We start from the raw sequence: 20272 nt of genomic DNA, 5'->3' as shown, positions 1-20272 counted from the left end.
CCCGTATGACCACCCCTCTGACCCAAGGCCGGATCTCCGCCGAGATCGCCGAGCAGCGCGAGGCCTACGCCAAGGCCGTCGCCGAGGGTGAGCCCGAGCGCAGCCACCCCGACCGCGGTTACGCCCCGTACCGCAGCAGCGTCCTGCGCCATCCCGGCAAGCCGCTCGTCGCCCTGCACGACCCCGAGGCGGTGGAGCTGTCCGGCCCGGTCTTCGGCGTCACCGATGTCACCGCCCTCGACCACGACCTCACCCGGCAGCACCAGGGCGAGCCGCTCGGCGAACGGATGAGGGTCACCGGCCGGGTCCTGGACCGCGACGGCCGCCCGGTTCGCGGCCAGTTGGTCGAGGTCTGGCAGGCCAACGCCTCGGGCCGCTACGCCCACCAGCGCGACGACCACCCCGCCCCGCTCGACCCGAACTTCACCGGTGTCGGCCGCTGCCTGACCGACGACCAGGGCCGGTACGAGTTCGTCACCGTCAAGCCCGGTGCCTACCCCTGGCGCAACCACGTCAACGCCTGGCGTCCGGCCCACATCCACTTCTCGCTCTTCGGCAACGCCTTCACCCAGCGGCTGATCACCCAGATGTATTTTCCGGGGGACCCGCTCTTCGCCCACGACCCCATCCTCCAGTCCGTCACCGACGACTCCGCCCGCGAGCGGCTCGTAGCGACGTACGACCACGACCTGTCCACCCCCGAATGGTCGCTCGGCTACCGCTGGGACATCGTCCTCGACGGTCCGGCCGCCACCTGGATCGAGGAGGGCCGCTGATGTCCACCACCCCGTCGCAGACCGTGGGCCCGTTCTACGGCTACGCGCTGCCCTTCGCCAAGGGCGGCGAGATCGCCCCCGCCTGGCACCCCGACGCCCTCACCGTCCACGGGTACGTCTACGACGGCGCCGGGGCGCCCGTCCCCGACGCCGTCATCGAGACCTGGCAGCCCGCCCCCGACGGCTCCCGCCGCGGCGCCCCCGGTTCGCTGCGCCGCGACCCGGTCACCGGAGCGGTCATCGGCCGGAGCGACGTCGGCTTCACTGGTTTCGGCCGCGTCGGGACCGACGCGGACGGCCACTACGAGCTGCGCACGCTGCAGCCCGGCGGTGTCCCCTACCTCTCGGTGATCGTCTTCGCCCGCGGTCTGCTGCACCATCTGCACACCCGGATCTACCTGCCCGGTGCGGCCGGCACCGCGGCCGACCCGCTGCTGGCCGGTCTCGAGCCCGAGCGCCGCGCCACACTCCTCGCCGTACCGGACGGGGAGCGGATGCACCGCTTCGACATCCGTCTGCAGGGTGACGGTGAGCACGAGGAGACGGTCTTCCTTGCCTTCGACTGACCCCGCCGGGGATCTCGGCCTGCTCTCCCCGGGGCAGGCCGGGTCGCCGGTCGAAGCCGCCACCGGCGACGCCGCGTACGTCCGCGCGATGCTCGACGCCGAAGCCGCGCTGACCCGCGCCCAGGCCGCACTCGGCCTCGTCCCCGCCGCGGCCGGGACTGCCGTCACGGCGGCGGCCGCCGAGACCGCCCGCTACGACGTCCGGGACCTTGCGCTGCGCGCCCGCTCCGGCGGCAACCCGGTCATCCCTCTCGTCGCCGACCTCACCGCGGCCGCCGCCACGCACGACCCGCAGGCCGCCGCCCATGTACACCGCGGCGCCACCAGCCAGGACATCCTGGACACGGCCGCCATGCTGGTCGCCGCCCGGGCCCTGGAACCCGTCATCGCCGACCTCGCGCGCACGGCCGGCGCCCTGGCGCGGCTGGCCGCCGAGCACCGCGGCACACCGGTCGCCGGACGCACGCTCACCCAGCACGCCGTGCCCACCACCTTCGGCCTCAAGGCCGCCGGCTGGCGCTCACTGGTGCTCGACGCCCGCGAACGCCTCGCGGCCGCCCGAGCCGCGCTGCCCGCGCAACTCGGCGGAGCGGCCGGCACCCTGGCGGCCTTCCATGCCTTCGCCGAGGCCGACGGCGTACCCATCGACCCGGATCCGGGCACGGACCTCGGCCTTCGGCTGCTGGCCGGCTACGCGGCCGAGACCGGTCTGGCCGAACCCACCCTGCCCTGGCACACCCTGCGCACCCCCGTCGCCGACCTCGGCGGCGCCCTCGCCTTCGCGGCAGGGGCACTCGGCAAGCTCGCCGCCGACGTCCTGCTGCTGACCCGCACCGAGACCGGCGAGCTCGGCGAGGGCACCGGCGGCGGCTCCTCCGCCATGCCGCACAAGGCCAACCCGGTCCGCGCCACACTGATCGCCGCCGCGGCCCGCCAGGTCCCCGCCCTCGCCTCCGTCCTCTACGGTGCGCTCGCCGCCGAGGACGAACGCCCGGCCGGCGCCTGGCACGCCGAGTGGCAGCCCCTGCGCCAGGCCCTGCGCCTCGTCGGCGGTGCCGCCCGCGACGCCGCCGAACTGGCCGAGGGCCTGCGCGTCCACCCGCAGCGGATGCGGGACAACCTCGACGCCACCGGGGGCCTGATCATCAGCGAGCGGCTCGCCGCAGTGCTGGCGGGGCTGATCGGCCGCGGCGAGGCCAGGCAGGCGCTCTCCCGTGCCTCCCGCCGCGCCGTCGAACAGGGCATGGAACTCGCCGAGGCCCTCGGGGAGGAGCCCGGCATCGCCGGTGTCCTCCCCCCGGACCGGCTGCGCGAACTGACCGACCCGGCGCACTACACGGGTTCCGCGGGTGCGCTCGTGGACCGCGCCCTGCTCCGCACCGCCGTCGCCCAGGACCCGAACTGACGCAGCGTGACCACTGCGCGAGGCTCGATGCGCGCGGGCGCCGTCCGGCGAACTGACACGGTGTCGGATCCGAGCGGCGTCGCGCAGCCCCGCCGCACCCACCGGCGAGCCGGCCGCGAGCCACCGCCCACCGGCGGCCCCGCACCACCGGCACGAGGAGACCCCCGGGCGAGCCGAACCTGCGAACGGCCCGCTCGTCCCGAGCAAGAAGGTAGGACCGCATGAGTACTTCAGCCCCCGCGCAGCATCTGCTGCACCACCGCGTGGACGGCCGGGACTGCGCCCCGCCGCTGATCCTGGGCCCCTCGCTCGGCACCTCGCTGGCCGTGTGGGACCCGCAGACCCCGTCGCTGGCCCGGACCCACCGCGTGGTGCGCTGGGACCTGCCCGGCCACGGCGGGTCCCCGGCCGGCCTGCTGCCCGACGGCGGCTCCGTCGCCGACCTCGGGCGCCTGGTCCTCGGCCTCGCCGACGCGCTCGGAATCGAGGAGTTCGCCTACGCCGGCATCTCGCTCGGCGGCGCCGTCGGCACCTGGCTCGCCGTGCACCACCCCGAGCGCCTCGCCTCGCTCGCGATCCTCTGCTCGTCGGCGCACTTCGGTGACCCGCAGGGCTGGTCGGAGCGCGCGGCGCTGGTGCGCGCCGAGGGCACCGCCCCGGTCGCGGAGACCGCCGCCACCCGCTGGTTCACCCCGTCCTTCGCGGCCGACCCGGCCGCCCGGGCGATGGTCGACGACCTGTCCGCCACCGACCCCGCTGCCTACGCCGGGCTCTGCGACGCGCTCGCCGGCTACGACATCCGTTCCGAACTGTCCCGCATCACCGCACCGACCCTGGTCGTCGCGGGCCGCGAGGACCCCGCGACACCCGTCGCGCACGCCCGGGAGCTGGCCGACGGCATCCCCGGCGCCGCACTGACCGAGGTGGCGCACGCCGCGCACCTCGCCGGCGTCGAGCGTCCGGTCCCCGTCCTGGCCGCCCTGCTGGGACACTTCGCGGCCGAGTCCGCGCCGCCCGCCGACGACGCCTCCCGGTACGGCGCGGGCATGGCCGTGCGCCGCGCCGTACTCGGCGACGAGCATGTCGACCGTGCGGTCGCCCGCACCACCGACTTCACCGCCGGCTTCCAGGATTTCATCACCCGCTACGCGTGGGGGGAGATCTGGACCCGTCCCGGACTGAGCCGCAGGACCCGCAGTTGCATCACCCTCACCGCGCTGGTGGCCCACGGCCACCACGAGGAACTGGCCATGCATGTGCGGGCCGCGCTGCGCAACGGCCTCACCGCCGAGGAGATCCAGGAAGTCCTGCTCCAGTCGGCCGTCTACTGCGGCGTGCCCGCAGCCAACGCCGCCTTCGCCATCGCGAACCGCATCCTCGAAGAGGAGAAGTAGTCACCATGGACCACACCACCGTCGGCATCATCGGCGGCGGCCCTGCGGGGCTGCTGCTCGCCCGGCTCCTGCACAACGCCGGCGTCGACTGCGTCGTTCTGGAGAGCCGCGACCGCACGTACGTCGAGCAGCGCCAGCGCGCCGGAATCCTTGAGCAGAGCACGGTCGACGTGTTGCGGGAGTCCGGCGCGGGCGAGCGGCTGGACCGTGAGGGGATGGTGCACGACGGCATCGAGCTGCGCTGGGATCGCCAGGCGCACCGCATCGACTTCCCGTCGCTCACCGGCGGCCGCCGCGTGTGGGTGTACGCCCAGACCGAGGTCGTCAAGGACCTGATCGCCCTTCAGATGACGGACGGCGCGCCGCTGTTGTTCGAGGCCCGGGTGAACGCGGTCGTCGGGGCCGACACGGACCGGCCTGTCATCCACTACACCCACCAGGGCCGGGACAAGACCCTCGACTGCGACTACGTCGTGGGCTGTGACGGGTTCCACGGGGTGACCCGCTCGGCGGTCCCCGACGGCGTCATGCGCACCTTCGAGCGGGTCTACCCCTACTCCTGGCTCGGCATCCTGGCCGATGTCCCGCCGTCCTGCGACGAGTTGATCTACGCCCACTCGCCGCGCGGCTTCGCCCTGCACAGCATGCGCTCCACAACGGTCGGCCGGCTCTATCTGCAGGTCCCCAACGGCACCGACCCGGCCGACTGGTCCGACGAGCGAATATGGGACGAGCTCGCCGCCCGTTTCGCGACCGACGGCGACTGGCGGCTCGAACGCGGCCCGATCACCTCGAAGGCCGTGCTGCCCATGCGCAGTTTCGTCACCGAGCCCATGCGCTGGGGCCGGGTCCTCCTGGCCGGCGACGCCGCGCACATCGTGCCGCCCACCGGTGCGAAGGGACTCAACCTCGCCGTCTCCGACGTCGTCGTGCTCGCCCGGGCCTTCGCCCGGCTGAAGGACAGCGGCTCCACCGAGCTGCTCGATGCGTACTCGGACACCTGTCTGCGCCGGGTGTGGCGCGCGGAACACTTCTCGTACTTCATGACCACGACGCTGCACACCGACCCGGAGCAGAGCACGTTCGAGACCCGGCTCCAGACCTCCCAGCTCGACCGCATCGCGGCCTCTCCCCATGCTGCCGCCGAGCTGGCCGGCAACTACGCCGGCCTGACGATCGAATAGGCCTCGCCCCGCAACGGTGGTGCCCGGACGACCGCGCGCTGCGTCCCGCTCCACGGCCCGGCCGTCCCGCGCGGCCGCCGCGCGTCCGACGGTACGGTTTCCGGACATCCCAGAGCTTGGACGAGGAGGACGCATGCCGCATGCCGCGACCGCATCCGGAGCGGACGCCGCAGCACCCGGCGAGCCGGTCGGGCCGCTGGAGCGCGGTCTGGCCGTGCTGCGTGCCCTGGCCGCCCACCCCGGGCCGCGGATGCGCCCGGGCGACCTGGCCCGCGCCACGGGCCTGGCCCGCTCCACCGTCGACCGCATCGTCACCACCCTGACCCGCCTGGGGTATCTGCGCATCGAGGACGGCCGCGACGTGGTGCTCGCCCCGCGCCTGATGGAGCTGGGCAATGCCTACCTCGCCTGCTGCGGCCTCCCCGACACCCTGGAACCGTTCGCTGTCGCGTTGGCCGACGAGCTGGACGAGTCCGTCTCCCTCGCGGTGCCGGACAACGCCGGGGTGCGGTTCATCAGCCAGTCCACCCGACGCCGCACCATGGCACTGGCTTTCCAGATCGGAGACCTGCTGCCCGCCGAGCGCTGCGCCCCGGGCGTCCTCTTCGCGGCCGACTGGAGTCCCGAGCAGCGTGCGGCATGGCGCACCCGGCTGCATGACGACCCCTGTGACCTCGGCTTCCCGGCCGTCCCACCGCGTCCGGTGCCCCCGGCCCCCGACGCGGTGGAGGCTGCCTTCCGGCAGCGGGAGGCCGACGCCCGGAACGCCGGCTGGGCCGTCGACGACCAGCTGATCGAGCCCGGTCTGGTCGCCGTCGCCGTCCCCGTGCACGCATCCGACGGCAGCACGGTGTGCGCGCTCAGCGTGGTCAGTCACACCAGCAGGCACAGTGCCGGGTCGCTGGCCGAGCACGCCCTGCCGCGGCTGCGGGCGTGCGCGGCGCGGATGGAGGCGGCGCTGGAGTCCCCCGTACCGGCCGCCGCGCGGACCGCGCCCGGCGGCCCGGACCGCTCCCGCGCCCCCAAGGAGGAGCTGGGCCCGGAGTTCCTGCAGTCACTGGCCCGCGGGCTGGCCGTGCTCACCGCCCTGGGCTCCGCACCCGGTGGGCTCACCCTGTCCGGCGCCGCGGAGGCCACCGGCCTCCCCCGGGCCACCGCCCGCCGGGCGCTGCTCTCCCTCCAGCAGCTGGGGTACGCGGCCCCTGCCGGCGACGGGCGCCGCTTCACCTTGCTGCCCACGGTGCTGGAACTGGGCTACGCCCGGCTCTCCCGGCTGGCGTTCGCCGAGATCGCACAGCCCCACCTGGCCCGGCTGGTGGAGCAGGTGCACGACTCGGCTTCCGTCGCCGTGCTGGCCGACGACGACATCATGTACGTCGCCCGGGTGCACACCGTGCGCATCATGAGCGTCAGCATCACGGTCGGTACCCGCTTCCCGGCGTACGCCACGTCCATGGGCCGGGTGCTGCTGGCCGGTCTGCCCGAGCAGGAGGCGGCCGCGCGGCTGGCCCGCGCCCCGGTCCGGCGGCTGACGCCGTTCACCCGGGTAGGCGCCGCCGAGCTTGCCGAGGCCGTGGCACAGGCGCGCCGGGACGGCCACGCCCTGGTGGACCAGGAGCTGGAGGAGGGGCTTCGGTCGATCGCGGTGCCGGTGCACGACCGTGCGGGCCAGGTGGTCGCCGCGGTCAACGTCTCCACGCACGCCAGCCGGGGCACACCGGACGACGTGCGGCGCGCGCTGCTGCCGGCGCTCGCGGACGCGGCTGCCGCGATCGAGGAGGACCTGGCCGTGGTGACGGAACGGGTCGGACTCCCGATCCCCTGACCGGTCCGCTCGCCCCGTCACACGAGTTCCGTCACCGCCCGCTCCTGTACCGGCGGGACCGGCCCCCTCCCGTCCGGGCACCGGCTACCGGGACTCCCCCTGCCCGGCGATCCTGCGGACCGTGTGCAGCAGGTACTCCTTGCGGTTGAGCGGGTTGCGGTCCGTACGCGGGCGGTCCGGGACCGTACCGACGACCGCCCGGTACGAGTCGAAGGCGGTCTCCAGAACCCCTTCCCCGCGGGTGAGCGCCGGGAGTTGCTGCTGCAGCTCATGGACCCGAGCCGCCGGAAGCTCCCCCTCCAGCACGCACGAAGCCCCCTGCACGGCCGGTGTCCGCGGCACGGCCCGCAGCCGTGCGAGTACGGGCAGGGCCAGGCCGAGCGTGTCCGCCGGTAGCTCCAGCCGGAACCGGTGCATCGGCTCGTACACCGTGGTACCGGCCCGTTTCAGCGCGGCCATCAGGACCAGAGGTGTCAGATTGCGGAAGTCCCCGGCGGTACTCGACATCGATTTGTCGAACACCGCATGGGAATGACTCTGCCGGGGCCAGTAGCCGGAATGCGTCATCGTCACGATGCAGTCGGTGACCTGCCAGCCGTGAATTCCCTGCCGCAGGGTCTCCCCGACCGTCTCCTCGACCGCTCTCATCAGTGAGAACGGCATGGATCCGAGTTCCACTTCCAGCCGGTACTGCACTCCGCTGCAGAGCGGACCGGGATCGACACGCAGGCCGATGGTCGCCAGGAAAGGATTGGGATCCTTGTCCCCGACCTCGAAAGCGGATCCGGTGCCGGTCACCCGTTCCAGACAGATGGTCGTCGTCCTGCGGAAAGTGACGTCGATACCGAATTCATCGGCCAGCGTCGCCTGAATGACTTCCTTCTGCACCTCGCCGTAGAGGGATACGGACACTTCCTTCCGGATATCGTCCTGGCGCACATTGATCAGTGGGTCCTGTTCGGCAAGTTGCGCAAGTGCGAAATGCAGTTCACCGCGGTCGGCCGGAGGGCGGGGAACGACGACTGATTCGAGCGTGGGCGGGGCGAAAACGTGATCGATCGCACCGGCGTCCGCCACGCCGACAGCATCACCGATCCGGACGTCGCCGAGCCCCCGGAGCTTCCCGATCTGCCCCGCACGGACCGACGCGGCACGGACCGTGGAGCCCTGGTCGAAGACGCTGACGGCGGTGACCTTGCCCTCGTCGCGCCTGCCCGGCTCGCCGCGACCGCCGCCCCGGCCGAACGGCAGCCGGTCACGGGTCCGCACGGTCCCCGAGAACATCCGTACGTAGGCGATCTTCTCGCCCGCCGGACCGCGCTCGACCTTGAACACGGTGCCCGAGACCGGCCCGCCGGCGTCGCCCTGGGAAGCAGGCAGCAGTTCCCTGATCCCGCTGATCAGCGCGTCGACGCCCGCCCCGGTGATGGCCGAGCCGAAGAAGACCGGGTGGATGAGCGCCTGGCCGGTCTGCGTGGCCAGCGCCTCACGGAGCCTGCTGTACGGAAGCGGCGCGCCGTCGACGTATGCGGCGAGGAGCGCGTCGTCGCGCTCGGCGAGCAGTTCGGTCAAGCGGGAGACGAAGGCGGGGTCGGATTCCCCGTAGGGCGCACAACGGGCGCCGCGCGTGCCGATTCCGTCGACCGAACCCATCGCGACCACGGCCGGGGTCAGCTTCTCGGACACGGCCCGCAGGACGGACGCGTACTGGGCACCGCCGCGGTCGGTCTTGTTCACAAAAACGATCGTGGGAATGCGCAGCCGTTGCAGGGTCCGCATCAGCACACGGGTCTGCGCCTGCACACCCTCCACGGCAGAGATGACCAGTACCGCACCGTCGAGAACACTCAGTACCCGTTCCACCTCGGCGATGAAGTCCGGGTGCCCGGGCGTATCGATCAGATTGACCGCGATGTCGTCGATGGCGAACGAGACGACGGCCGATTTGATCGTGATGCCGCGCTGTCGTTCGAGCGCCAGAGAATCGGTCTGGGTGTTTCCGTCGTCGACGCTGCCGATCTCGTCGATGACACCGGCGGAGTGGAGCAGCCGCTCGGTCAGGCTTGTCTTACCGGCGTCGACATGCGCCAGAATTCCCAGGTTCAGCAGGTGCACGAAGCTTCATGTCCTCAAGATCGGTGGAAATTTCCGTCTGAATGAACATGGAAGTTCCGCGCATGACCGTCTCCCGGGTCGATGGCCAATGGCCGATCAGCTGATTCCGGGAGTACAGCAGGACACCACCCGGGCGGGCAACCGATTAAGGGCCGGATTCACGACCGGTGCGGCCGGGCGCCCGGCCGCCCACCGACAGCCGGCACCCGCAACCGATGCCGGCCCCGGCTCTTCACGCCCCGTCGGGTGACGTGGCCGCGCACGGCCGCTGCACTCAACCAGCCACCGCACCAAGCCAGTTCGCGCATGCGCCCATGAGTTTCCCGGCCTTGCCGAACGGCCCGTCACCATGAGGCGCCGTCAGCGAACGAGTGGTGCGGCACGCCCCAAACCTCATTACTGCAGGGAATGCAGTCCAACGGGTGATTATCGGCATATTACCACCCGAAAAGACCACGACTTAGCTCCCTTACGGAGCGCCCCGGTCGCGCGACGGGGCATTCCGATCGACGGTGGATCACGTCGAGACTGCGTCACCTTGAGTCGACAGCCAGTCACTCATCGCAGTTGCGTCGAAAGGAATGTGTTCAGATGCGCTCTGCCCGCACCCTGTTCGCTACGGCCGCTATCAGTGCGGTCCTCGCCATCACCTCCCCTGCTGCCTACGCCCTCGCCGTGGCCGACGGAAGCAGCGGCTCCTCCTCCTACGGCGACGGCCACGGCGGCAAGTCCGGCCACGGCGAAGACCACGGCGGCAAGTCCGGCCACGGCGAAGACCACGGCGGCAAGTCCGGCAACGGCGGCGACTACGAAGACGATTCCGACTACGGCGGCGGCGAGGACAGCAGCGGCTACCTCGAGAAGCACGGCGGCGACAAGAAGGGCAGCGGCTACCTCGAGAAGCACGGCGGCGACAAGAAGGAGAGCGGCTACCTCGAGAAGCACGGCGGCAAGGGCGGCCACGGCAGCCAGCCCAACGGCGGCGTGCGCACGGGTGGCGGTGCCATGGCGAAGGTCGTGGCCGATGACGAAGGCTACGGCGACGACGGCGAGGGCTACGGCAGCGAAGAGGAGGGCAGCGGCCCAAGTGAGGAGCAGTGCCGTGACACGAAGGGCAGCGGCTACCTCGAGAAGCACTGCGGTGACAAGAAGGGCAGCCACGGCAGCCAGCCCATCGGCGGCGTGCACACGGGTGGCGGTGCCATGGCGAAGGTCGTGGCCGATGACGAAGGCTACGGCGACGACGGTGGTTACGGCGACGGCGAGGGCTACGGCGACGACGGCGAGGGCTACGGCGGCGACCGCGGCAGCAACGGCGGCAACGGCGAAGCCAGGCCGCGCGGGGGCGTCCACACCGGTGGCGGCGGGACGGCCATGACCGGCAGCGGTCTGGCCGCCGGTTCGGCGCTGCTCGTCGGTGGACTCGGCGTCGGTGCGTACAAGCTGCGCCGTCGTCAGACCGTGGGCGGTGCGGTGGCCTGAACCACCTGAACCGCCGGCCGGTTGTGCATCTGTCGCGGTCGCTGTCCCTCGGGGCGGCGGCCGCGGCGGCTGCGTTTCCCCGCCCTACGGGCTGAACGGCCGACCCCACACCTGACTTGATGTCACATGGAAGAAAGGCTCCCACCCATGGCCGCCCCGCAGTCGTCCGACCCCAACCCGCCCCAACCCGCCCCCTTCGCCCTCGGCCGCGCGTTGCTCTGGCCCGCAGCTGCGGCAGGGCTGGGCATGATCCTGATCTTCAACTCCTTCGGTACGTCGGACGACAGCAAGCCACTGGCCGCCCCGTCGGTGATCGCGCCCGCAATGCCCGCACCTGCTCCCCCCGCGCCTCCCGCCCCGTCGACCGCCGCCTCCCCCAGCCCGACGGGGCTGGCCATGCCGCGTTCCGCGCCGAAGCGCATCCAGATCCCGTCGATCGCGGTCGACGCACCCTTCACCCCGCTGACCCTCGCCGCCAGCGGTCAGCTCAACGCCCCGCCGCCGAACGACAAGAACCTGGTCGGCTGGTACAAGAACGGTGCCACGCCCGGTGAGCGCGGCTCGGCGATCATCGCGGGCCACGTCGACACGAAAACCGGACCTGCGGTCTTTCTCCAGCTCCAGTTCCTCAAGCCCGGTTCCACGGTCGACATCACCCGGGTGGACGGCAGCGTCGCCACGTTCAAGGTCGACAGTGTCGAGAAGTTCAGCAAGGCGAAATTCCCCAACAGGCGGGTGTACGCCAACACTCCGGACGCGGAGCTGCGAGTGATCACGTGCGGCGGCGACTACGACAGGAAGGTGAAGGACTACAAGGACAACGTGGTGGTGTTCGCCCATCTGGACGCGATGAAGCGCGCCTGACTCATCGAACGGTCTCCGTCCGCTCCAACTCCTCGAAGAAGTGGTGACAGGTGTGGCCGCCCGGTATCCCACCGCCTCTGCCGGCCTTCTGATGGCCCTGCCGACGGCAGGAACCGGGCGCCCGGATGGGCACAGGCGGGACGCCAACCGATGTACTACCGAAATCTGTCCTGGCCAGGCCGGTGACGCAGCTGCCTCCCCCGGCCCGTTCGTAGGGTGACGTGGTGATCGTTCGCGAGGGTGCAGTGAACGCAGGCGATTGCCGGCGGCCGGGCTATCCGGCTGCGGCAGTGGTGTTCGCCATCGGGATGGCCGGGACCACGCTGCCCACACCGTTGTACGGGCTCTACCAGGAAAAGATCGGGTTCTCCGAGCTGCTGGTCACCGTGGTCTTCGCCGTGTACGCCGTCGCAGTCATCACCGTGCTTCTGGTGGCGGGAAACTACTCCGACAAGGTCGGCCGCAGACCCGTGCTCCTGTGCGCCATGGCCCTGTCGGCCGCAAGCGCGGGGTGCTTCCTCCTGCAGAGCGGTCTGCCTCTGCTCTTCGTGGGACGCGTGCTGTCCGGCGGCGCGGCCGGCCTTCTGAGCGGCGCGGCGACAGCGGCCGTGATCGAGCTGGCCGGCCCAGGGCAGAAGACGCGTGCCGGATTCGCCGCCACGGCGGCGAACATGGGCGGTCTGGGCTGTGGGCCACTGCTCTCCGGCCTCCTCGCGCAGTACACGCCTTGGCCGCTGATGCTGCCGTTCTGGGTTCACCTGGGGCTGGTGGCCGTGGCCACCGGGATCACCTGGTTCCTGCCGGAAACCGTGGCGGAGCCGAAGAGATGGCCGCCTCTGACGCCGCAGGGCATCACGGTGCCTCCCGAGGTGCGGGGTGTGTTCACGCCCGCCTCGCTGGCGGCGTTCGCCGGCTTCGCCCTCCTCGGGCTGTTCACGGCGGTCGCGCCGAGCTTTGCCGCGCAGACGCTGGGGGTGCACAACCTGGCTGTCTCCGGCGCCGTGGTGTTCTCCGTGTTCCTCGCGTCGACCATCGGCCAGTCCCTGACGCAGCGGATCGGCGCGCGCCTCGCGCTCCCCGTGGGGTGCGGCGTCCTCATCGTGGGCCTGCTGCTGGTGGCGTCCTCACTGATCGCCGAATCCATGCTCCTGCTCGTCCTGGGCGCCCTGTGCGGCGGTGGCGGCCAGGGACTGGCCTTTCGCGCGGCGCTCACCCTGGTCGGCCATGCGGCCCCGGCACAGCATCGTGGCGGCACCATTTCGGCGTTCTTCGTCGTCGCCTACGCCGGGATCTCGGTGCCGGTGGTCGGGGTCGGTGCCATGGCCACCTGGCTCGGGCTGCGCCCGGCCGGGCTGATCTTCACGGGCTGCGTGATCCTGCTGGCGGCAGGAGCGGGAACGTACGCTGCGTGCAGGCCGCCGGCGGGGACGTGATCCGTCGCCGATGCAGTCCCGTCCACGCGCATGCCCCGGCAGCGTCCGACGGCGCCGTGGGGGACCCGGAGTGGGGCCCCTCGCGAACGCGCTCCTTCGCCGGCGGGCGCGGTTCCCGCTCCTACGTCAGGACCATCCATCTCCGACCGTCGATGAGCTCTCGCGCTGCGTCGAGATGGCCGGCGTGGCACGCGGTCTCGGTGATGACGTGGAGCAGGACGTCTCGAAGGGTGTGCAGGTGTGGTTCGCCGAAGAGATCGTGGGGCCACCAGGCCAACGAGGCGTCCGCTGCCGCGGCAGTCACGACGGCGTCTGCGAGTTCCGTCTCCGCGCGGTACCGATCGAGGACGTCGGCGGCCGGCGTGCCGGACGCCACCTGCCAGGCGTCCTCGATGTCGCCCAGAGCGTCGATGACGTCCCGGTCGCCGAGGAAGACGGCCCGGAACCAGAACCGCTCCACATCGAGTGCCAGATGCTGGACCAGTCCCAGACAGCTCCACCCCGACGGCAGCACGGGCTTGCGCAGCGCATCGGCTTCCAGCCCGTCGAGGATGCCCAGTACATGACGACGCTGTCCGTTCAGGAAGGACAGGAGCGTCCGGATCTCCGTATCGACGCTGATGTCCCTGGGCCATGCGGGATCGTTCTTCTTGTCGGTCACGGCTACAGAGCATCTCCGCATCGGCAGGGCCGTGTACAGGGAGCGGTCCGGGATTTTCGTGGTGGGTCCGTCGCCCTCGGGGCGACAGGCCCACAAGGCGTCCAGGTTCTTCAGCCCCGACAGCCCTCCGTTCGCCGACCGCGCGGTGCGTCACTGCCCTGCGCGCGGGCCTCGACGAACGAAGGGCCGGTGACGTTGCCTTGTGTCAGCGAGCGTCCGCCGCGTGCCCCTGTCGCTCGCGGATCATCGCCAGGCCGTCGATCGCCGCCGGGGACAGCACCGAGTCCGTCAGCCCGGCCAGCGGCATCCAGGTGACCGCGGCGGTGGTGTCATCGGGCTTGGTGACGGTGAGCGGACCGGGGGTGAACTCGATGGCGTAGAAGAGCGCCACCAGGTGCCAGCTCACACCGAGCCGGTGGGCCGTGTAGCTTCGCGCGTCCACCAGGCGGGCGCCGCGCAGCTCCAGGCCTGTCTCCTCGCGCAGTTCGCGGGCGAGTGCCTCGTGCGGCTGCTCCCCGGGGTCGATGCCGCCGCCCGGCAGATGCCACAGCCCGGGCGCGAAGACCGGTGAGGAATCGGCAAGGCGCGTCAGGAGCAACGCGTCGTCCGAGGTGGCGAGCGCGTACGCCGAGACGCGCTTGTGTACGGGTTCTGCCATGGCTACAGCCAGCCCTTCTCCCGTGCGATCCGCACCGCTTCCGCCCTGTTCCGTGCCGCCAGCTTCTGGATCGCCGTGGACAGGTAGTTGCGGACCGTGCCCTGGGAGAGGTGGAGTGCGGTGGCGATCTCCACGTTGGTCGAGCCGTCGGCCGCCGCGCGCAGGACGTCGCGTTCGCGTTCGGTCAGGGGGCTCGCCCCGTCGGCGAGCGCGGCCGCCGCCAGCGTCGGGTCGATGACGCGTTCTCCGGCCAGCACCTTCCGTACGGCGTCCGCGAGTTGGGACGCGGGGGCGTCCTTCACCAGGAAGGCGTCCGCGCCCGACTCCATCGCGCGGCGCAGATAGCCGGGACGGCCGAAGGTCGTGACGACGACGACCTTCACGGCCGGCAGTTCGCTCCGCAGCAGACCCGCCGCTTCGATGCCGGTCAGGCCCGGCATCTCGATGTCCAGGAGGGCGACATCGACGGCGTGCTCGCGGGCCGCGGCGAGGACCTCGTCGCCGCGGGCGACCTGGGCCACCACCTCGATGTCGGGTTCCAGGCCGAGCAGCGCCGCGAGGGCCTCGCGCACCATGGACTGGTCCTCGGCGAGGAGAAGTCTGATCATGCTCATTCCCAGGATCCTAGGCCGGATCCGAGCGGCACACTGAGGGTCAGGGTGAAGCCTTTGCCCGAACGGGCATCGGTGGGCCGGGTGGTCATCGTGCCGTGGACCGTGGCGAGGCGTTCCGTGATGCCGGTGAGGCCGTTGCCGGGCTTCGTGCCCGAGGTTCCGCGGCCGTCGTCCGCCACGGTGAGCTCGAGGACGCGGCCGCCGAGCGTCTGGCGGGGGGCGAGCGCGACCGTGCAGCGGCGGGCGCCGCTGTGGCGTACGACGTTGGTGACGGCTTCCCGCAGCGCCCAGGCGAGGACTTCCTCCGGCTGCTCGGGGACGTCTGCGGGGAGATCCGCCGGGACGTCGGCGGTGATGCCTGCGGCGGCAAGTGCCGTACGGGCCCCGGCCAGTTCGCCCGGGAGCGTCGGCCGCCGGTAGCCGGTGACCGCGCTGCGTACGTCCACCAGGGCCTGGCGGCTGACCTGTTCGATGTCGGCGACCTGGAGCGCCGCCTGCTCGGGGTGGTCGGGCAGCATCCGCCCGGCCAGCTCGCTCTTGAGCGTGATCAGGGAGAGCGAGTGGCCGAGCAGGTCGTGCAGATCGCGGGCCAGCCGCAGCCGCTCCTCGTTGGCTGCGAGCTGGGCCACGGTGGCACGGGCCTCGCGGAGCTCGATCGTCGTACGGATCATCTGCCGTACGCCGGTCATCGCGAAGCCGCCGAGGAGTGCCGGGACGACCAGGGCGGTGATGATCTCGCGCGGGTGGTCGCCGGTCAGGCCGATGCCGACGAGCACGGCGGTGACGGCGGGGATCAGCCAGCCGGCGGTCCTCAGCGGCAGGGTGGCCCCGACCGTGACGGAGACGTACACGAAGAGGACCAGCCACGGGGTGCCCAGCGTCAGGGAGAGCGCGACGGCCAGGGCGCCGAGGAAGGCGATCGTCGTCCCGACCCGGCGACGGTCCAGCGCCTTCGACGTGTGGCGGAAGACGAGGACCAGGTACGTCCCGACGAAGACCACCAGGCCGAGGGCGCCCAGCGCGGTGGCCCACGGCGTGTGGTTGCCGTCGAGGAGGTCCTTGACCGGGGCGCTCATGAACGCGAGCCAGATGCCGATCCAGAGCAGCTTGACGGCCACCTGGCGGCGGTCGGTCGGCGGGCGCCCGATCCCTACGAACGTCGCGTCGTCGTTCACGCCTTGAGGGTGTCCTTCCGGTAGAGCCAGGCCGCGCCACCCGCGAAGAGCAGGAAGTAGACGCAGAGGATGCCGACGTCCTTGGCGTGCGGCGAGCCGCCCATCTCGACGGCCTGGCCGAGTGAAGCGTACGCGTGGGTGGGCAGCCACTCGGAGATGTTCTGGAGCCACTGCGGGAAGGTCGCGCTGGGCATCCACAGGCCGCCGAGGATCGACAGCGCAAAGTAGATGATCATGGTGATCGGGCGGACCGCGTCGCCGCTGGCGATGTAGCCGATGGCGACCCCGAGCGCGGCGAAGACCAGCGAACCGGCCCAGATGACCCCGACCAGCGCGAACCACTGCCAGGCGTCCATCCGCACGTGCTTGACGGCAGCGGCGACCAGGAAGACGACCACGATGCACGGCAGGGTGACCATCGCGGCGCTGGCGATCTTCGCCAGGACGTAGCCGCGGCTGGGCAGTGCGGTCAGGCGCAGCTGGCGGACCCAGCCCTTCTCGCGCTCCTTGGCGATGCGCTCGCTGTTGCCCATCAGCACGGCGGTCAGCGCGCCGAACGAGGCCATCGAGACCATGAAGAAGGCCTGCAGCGTCAGGTCGGTGTGCGGGACCTTGTCGGTGGTGTTCTGCGTGCCGGAGATCAGCAGGTAGATGACCGACGGGTAGATGACGGAGAAGAACATGAACTTCTTGTTCCGCAGCGTGCGGGTCACTTCGAGCCTGATGAGTGTCCACGAGAAGAGATTCATCATGCGGTCCTGGCCTCCTCGGCCTCGGTGATGGCGACGAAGGCCTGCTCCAGGCCGAGTCCTGCGACTTCGAGTTCGCGCGGGTAGAGGCCGAGCGCGTAGACCGCGTGGACGGTCGCGTCGGCGTTGTGCGACTGGATACGGATCCGGTTGCCGTTGATGTCGAGCGTGGACAGGAACGGCAGGCCGCGCAGGGCCACTTCGTCGACGGGCCCCTCCAGCTCGAAGGAGATCCGGCGGGCCCCGGCCCTCGCCTTGATCTCGGCGGCGGTGCCGTCGGCGAGGAGCCTGCCCTTGTGCAGGACGAGGACGCGGTCGGCGATCGCGTCGGCCTCTTCGAGGTAGTGGGTGGCGAACAGGACGGTACGGCCCTGCTCGGCCTGCTCGCGCATGGTGGCCCAGAACGCCTGGCGGGCGGTGACGTCCATGCCGGTGGTCGGCTCGTCGAGCACGATCAGGTCGTTGGCCCCGGCGGTGGCGAGGGCGAACCGTACCCGCTGCTCCTGGCCGCCGGAGAGCTTGTTGACCATCCGGTCGGCGATCGACGCGATGCCCGCGCGGGCCAGGACGTCGGAGACCGGGTAAGGGCGGGGGTGCAGATCGCAGACGAGCCGGACGAGCTCCGCGACGGTGACGTCCTCCATCAGGCCGCCGCTCTGCAGCATCGCGCCGACCCGGCCCTCGGCGATCGCCTCCTGCGGGGAAGTACCGAAGAGCCGGACCGTGCCGGAGTCCGCGGTGCGCAGACCGAGGAGCAGATCGAGAGTGGAGGACTTGCCGGCACCGTTGGGGCCGAGGAGCGCCACGGTCTCGCCGGGGTGCAGGTCGAGGGAGATCCCGTCGACGGCGCGTACGTCCCCGTACGCCTTGCTGACCTGGTCGAAGCTGACCACGGCGGCTTGCGCGGTGGTGGCTTCGGTGGCTGTCGTCGTCATGCGCCCAGCCTGACGGAGGCGGGTGGGTGCCCGGCAGGGTCACGGGTCGTGAATCGGGGATGACAGATGTCATGCCGGATGCATGACACCGCCGGGCGGCGCGTTCCCGGCGCACCGGACGAGGGGCGCCGCGAACGCTGACGGCGCCGCCCCCGGCCGGAGGTCCGGGCGGGGGCGGCGCCGTCAGCTGTGACGGTACGGGGTGCTGCTACCCGTTGCCGTCGAGGGCGATCGTGGCGGTCCGCTCGGCGGTGGTCTTGCCGAGCAGTGCGCTCTGCATGGCATGCGCCACGTCGTCCGCACTGAGCTGATGCTGCTTGCCGTCAGCCTTGGTGATCATGATGCCGTCGAAGACCCCGTCGCAGAGCGTGTCGATCGCCTTCTTGTTGTAGACCTCGACCAGCCGGCCGTTGATCGCCTTCATCGAAAGGATCTGCGGCAGCGACTTCGCGGGGCCGAACTGGATCTGCTTGGGCCCGGCCTTGATAGTGATCAGGCCGGACATCGCGGGCTTCGCGAACTCGTTCATGGCCCGGTCGAGTTCGGCCTGGCCGATGGTGGGCTCGCGGGTGGCGACCGGCAGTTCGACCGTGGCCGGCTTGCCCGTCTGCACCTGGGCGCGGTACGCATCCCGCACGGAGATCATCGACCGGTTGACGTCGAGCGCCTTGCCCACCTTGCCGGGGACCGGAACGGCCTTGCCCGGCTCGAACTTGATCGTGCCGTCGTTGGCCGAGCCGGAGGTGCCCGCCAGGTCGCTCAGCGCGACGCCGAGCTTCTCCTCGTCGACCGGGATGACCGGGTCGGCCTGGCGCTCGGCGCCGAAGAGGGAGCCGATCACCGACACCGGGTTGTAGTCGCTGCCCGCGGCGCCGCGCACGGTCTCCTGGCTGTCCAGGGAGAGCCCTGCCTTGTCCGGGGCGAGCTGCGCCTTCTTGCCGTCCACGGACAGCTGGAGAGGCGTCTTGGCACGCTGGCCGAGCGCCGTGTCCAGCTTGGCGACCGCCTCCTCCTTCGTGCCGCCGCCGATGTCGACGCCGAGGACGGTGGTGCCCTTGGGGACCTCGGAGTGGTTCATCAGCAGGCCCGCGCCGTACGCGACGCCGGCCAGACCGACGACTCCCACGCAGAGCAGGACCAGCTTGGAGCGGCCCTTCTTCGCGGGGGCCGGAGCGGGGCGGGCCGCGGCGGGGGCGGGCGCCGGGGCGGCAGGGCCGGCCGGCCGTCCCGGTCCGCCGGGTCCGGCGCCCATCGGATCGTCCTGGAAACGGGGCGTCGGGCCGGTGCCCGGTGCGCCGGGACCGCCGGAACCCGGGCGCGCGAACGGCGACGGGGCGGACGGCGCGCGGTGCTCCGGCGGAACGACGGGGATGCCGCTGGTGAGCGTGTCCCCGGAGACATGCCCGCCGGGGCCGGGGGCGGGCGCCGCGAACTGCGGCGTCAGGACGGCCGTGTCGTCGGACATCCGCGGGGGCACGCCACCGGGGGCGCCGGGGCCCGCCGGAACGCCGGGACCGCGCGAGCCGGGACCGTCCGGCCCACCGAGGTTCGGGGTGAACGACGAGGCACCGGTGACCGGGCCGGTGGTGGCCCCGGACGGGCCCGGCGGACGCACACCGAGGTTCGGGGTGGCGCGCGGCTCGCCCGGGATCTCGTCGCGTGCGCCGGGGCGGGGTGCGCCCTGGTCGCCTGCGCGCTGCGGGCCGTCCGAGAAGTACGGCAGGTCGCCGCGCGGCGGGGTGGATCCACCGGGGCCGCCGGGTCCGGCGGGCGCAGAAGATCCGGAAGGTCCGGCGGGTACGCCGGCGCCTTCGGCCGAGCCCGTGCCACCGGCCGCCGACATGCCCGTCGGGGCCTTGCGCGGTGCGAACCAGTCGCTGCCGCTCTTCTCTCTGGCCGGCTTCTCGGCAGCCGGTTCCGCAGCCGCCGCACCGTCCCGCGCATCATCGGCAGGTCCGCCCTGCGCGCCCGTTCCGCCCTGCGCGCCCTTGGGCGCGGGTACGCCCGGACGCGGCGTGCTGCCGGTGCGCTCGCGCGAGGCGTCCGCCTCGGCGTCGCTCACTGGCGTACGCATGACAACCGGCGGGATGGGACGCGAGCCGGGAATGTTGATCCGGATACGCGTCGTCAGCGTCGTCTCGGTTCTCGGCTCTTCGGGCTGGGACGGCTCCGCAGACTCCGGGGACTCCTCAGGGGCGTCCTGCGAAGGATGCAGCGACGGATACTGGCGTGATCCGTACGGCGGCGTACCCGATGGGTACGCGGCTCCCCCGCGCCCCTGGGGCCCGGAGGACGAACTGTCAGTTTCACGACTCAAAGCAGGTTCTCCCGATTGGCTCCGCCGCCCGTACTTCCCCCATGCCGCAGGCCAGGGGACGGCTCGGCGCGCGAACCACCATACTGGCCGCCGCCGACAGACACTCCGCGACCGGGGGA

17 protein-coding genes are annotated in these 20272 nt (G+C 71.8%); 9 read left to right on the top strand and 8 right to left on the bottom strand.

Annotated elements, in window-relative coordinates:
• Nucleotides 1-5: 5 nt before the first annotated feature.
• The 6 genes from pcaH to LRD69_RS21595 all read left to right on the top strand — a co-directional run bounded on the left by pcaH (nt 6) and on the right by LRD69_RS21595 (nt 7150).
• Entirely contained in the window at nt 6-776 is a 771-nt protein-coding gene (pcaH, locus tag LRD69_RS21620; protein ID WP_277328198.1) for a protocatechuate 3,4-dioxygenase subunit beta, read from the top strand.
• Nucleotides 776-1342 carry a protocatechuate 3,4-dioxygenase subunit alpha gene (gene pcaG, locus LRD69_RS21615; RefSeq protein ID WP_277328197.1) on the top strand — a complete coding sequence of 189 codons (567 nt, stop codon included), beginning with the start codon at nt 776-778 and terminating at the stop codon, nt 1340-1342. The genes pcaH and pcaG overlap by 1 nt, the downstream gene beginning before the upstream one ends.
• Entirely contained in the window at nt 1329-2747 is a 1419-nt protein-coding gene (pcaB, locus tag LRD69_RS21610) for a 3-carboxy-cis,cis-muconate cycloisomerase (RefSeq protein ID WP_277328196.1), read from the top strand. Before pcaG ends, pcaB begins: the two co-directional genes overlap by 14 nt.
• Nucleotides 2748-2968: 221 nt before the next feature.
• A complete protein-coding gene (pcaD, locus tag LRD69_RS21605; protein WP_277328195.1) occupies nt 2969-4141 on the top strand; it encodes a 3-oxoadipate enol-lactonase in 1173 nt (390 codons plus the stop codon).
• A gap of 5 nt (nt 4142-4146) precedes the next feature.
• A complete protein-coding gene (locus tag LRD69_RS21600; RefSeq protein ID WP_277328194.1) occupies nt 4147-5325 on the top strand; it encodes a 4-hydroxybenzoate 3-monooxygenase in 1179 nt (392 codons plus the stop codon).
• Nucleotides 5326-5458: 133 nt separating this feature from the next.
• Entirely contained in the window at nt 5459-7150 is a 1692-nt protein-coding gene (locus LRD69_RS21595; RefSeq protein WP_277328193.1) for an IclR family transcriptional regulator C-terminal domain-containing protein, read from the top strand.
• A gap of 84 nt (nt 7151-7234) precedes the next feature.
• On the opposite strand, the gene LRD69_RS21590 is transcribed toward LRD69_RS21595, so the two are convergent.
• Entirely contained in the window at nt 7235-9265 is a 2031-nt protein-coding gene (locus tag LRD69_RS21590; protein ID WP_277328192.1) for a TetM/TetW/TetO/TetS family tetracycline resistance ribosomal protection protein, read from the bottom strand.
• Nucleotides 9266-9856: 591 nt separating this feature from the next.
• Between LRD69_RS21590 and LRD69_RS21585 the strand changes: the two genes are divergently transcribed.
• The 3 genes from LRD69_RS21585 to LRD69_RS21575 all read left to right on the top strand — a co-directional run bounded on the left by LRD69_RS21585 (nt 9857) and on the right by LRD69_RS21575 (nt 13044).
• On the top strand, nt 9857-10747 hold the full coding sequence (locus LRD69_RS21585; RefSeq protein ID WP_277328191.1) for a hypothetical protein: 891 nt from the start codon (nt 9857-9859) through the stop codon (nt 10745-10747).
• 147 nt (nt 10748-10894) lie between these two features.
• A complete protein-coding gene (locus LRD69_RS21580; protein WP_277328190.1) occupies nt 10895-11611 on the top strand; it encodes a class F sortase in 717 nt (238 codons plus the stop codon).
• A 245-nt stretch (nt 11612-11856) separates the two neighbouring features.
• Nucleotides 11857-13044, top strand: a complete 1188-nt coding sequence (locus tag LRD69_RS21575) for an MFS transporter (protein WP_277328189.1) — start codon at nt 11857-11859, stop codon at nt 13042-13044.
• Nucleotides 13045-13165: 121 nt separating this feature from the next.
• Here LRD69_RS21575 and LRD69_RS21570 read toward each other — a convergent pair whose 3' ends face one another.
• The 7 genes from LRD69_RS21570 to LRD69_RS21540 form a co-directional block, all read right to left on the bottom strand.
• A complete protein-coding gene (locus LRD69_RS21570) occupies nt 13166-13666 on the bottom strand; it encodes a DUF664 domain-containing protein (protein ID WP_277329832.1) in 501 nt (166 codons plus the stop codon).
• A gap of 244 nt (nt 13667-13910) precedes the next feature.
• A complete protein-coding gene (locus LRD69_RS21565; RefSeq protein WP_277328188.1) occupies nt 13911-14363 on the bottom strand; it encodes an NUDIX domain-containing protein in 453 nt (150 codons plus the stop codon).
• Between the two features lie 2 nt (nt 14364-14365).
• Nucleotides 14366-14977 carry a response regulator transcription factor gene (locus LRD69_RS21560; protein WP_277328187.1) on the bottom strand — a complete coding sequence of 204 codons (612 nt, stop codon included), beginning with the start codon at nt 14975-14977 and terminating at the stop codon, nt 14366-14368.
• Complete coding sequence (locus LRD69_RS21555; RefSeq protein WP_277328186.1) at nt 14974-16152, bottom strand: sensor histidine kinase; 1179 nt, start codon at nt 16150-16152, stop codon at nt 14974-14976. Before LRD69_RS21555 ends, LRD69_RS21560 begins: the two co-directional genes overlap by 4 nt.
• Entirely contained in the window at nt 16149-16901 is a 753-nt protein-coding gene (locus LRD69_RS21550; protein ID WP_277329831.1) for an ABC transporter permease, read from the bottom strand. The genes LRD69_RS21555 and LRD69_RS21550 overlap by 4 nt, the downstream gene beginning before the upstream one ends.
• Entirely contained in the window at nt 16901-17836 is a 936-nt protein-coding gene (locus tag LRD69_RS21545; RefSeq protein WP_277328185.1) for an ABC transporter ATP-binding protein, read from the bottom strand. The genes LRD69_RS21550 and LRD69_RS21545 overlap by 1 nt, the downstream gene beginning before the upstream one ends.
• Nucleotides 17837-18044: 208 nt before the next feature.
• Nucleotides 18045-20153 (bottom strand): hypothetical protein, encoded by a 2109-nt coding sequence (locus tag LRD69_RS21540; RefSeq protein WP_277328184.1) that lies wholly within the window; start codon nt 20151-20153, stop codon nt 18045-18047.
• Between the last annotated feature and the right edge of the window lie 119 nt (nt 20154-20272).

The sequence above is a fragment of the Streptomyces sp. JH14 genome (genome assembly GCF_029428675.1).
Lineage (GTDB): Bacteria > Actinomycetota > Actinomycetes > Streptomycetales > Streptomycetaceae > Streptomyces.
This window is presented reverse-complemented; position numbering and strand designations above follow the sequence as displayed.

Coding starts and splice junctions, on each gene's coding strand:
- LRD69_RS21585 (WP_277328191.1), top strand. CDS start 9,857: ATGCGCTCTGCCCGCACCCTGTTCGCTACGGCCGCTATCAGTGCGGTC.
- LRD69_RS21565 (WP_277328188.1), bottom strand. CDS start 14,363: ATGGCAGAACCCGTACACAAGCGCGTCTCGGCGTACGCGCTCGCCACC.
- pcaH (WP_277328198.1), top strand. CDS start 6: ATGACCACCCCTCTGACCCAAGGCCGGATCTCCGCCGAGATCGCCGAG.
- LRD69_RS21560 (WP_277328187.1), bottom strand. CDS start 14,977: ATGAGCATGATCAGACTTCTCCTCGCCGAGGACCAGTCCATGGTGCGC.
- pcaD (WP_277328195.1), top strand. CDS start 2,969: ATGAGTACTTCAGCCCCCGCGCAGCATCTGCTGCACCACCGCGTGGAC.
- LRD69_RS21550 (WP_277329831.1), bottom strand. CDS start 16,901: ATGAATCTCTTCTCGTGGACACTCATCAGGCTCGAAGTGACCCGCACG.
- LRD69_RS21595 (WP_277328193.1), top strand. CDS start 5,459: ATGCCGCATGCCGCGACCGCATCCGGAGCGGACGCCGCAGCACCCGGC.
- pcaG (WP_277328197.1), top strand. CDS start 776: ATGTCCACCACCCCGTCGCAGACCGTGGGCCCGTTCTACGGCTACGCG.
- LRD69_RS21580 (WP_277328190.1), top strand. CDS start 10,895: ATGGCCGCCCCGCAGTCGTCCGACCCCAACCCGCCCCAACCCGCCCCC.
- LRD69_RS21600 (WP_277328194.1), top strand. CDS start 4,147: ATGGACCACACCACCGTCGGCATCATCGGCGGCGGCCCTGCGGGGCTG.
- LRD69_RS21545 (WP_277328185.1), bottom strand. CDS start 17,836: ATGACGACGACAGCCACCGAAGCCACCACCGCGCAAGCCGCCGTGGTC.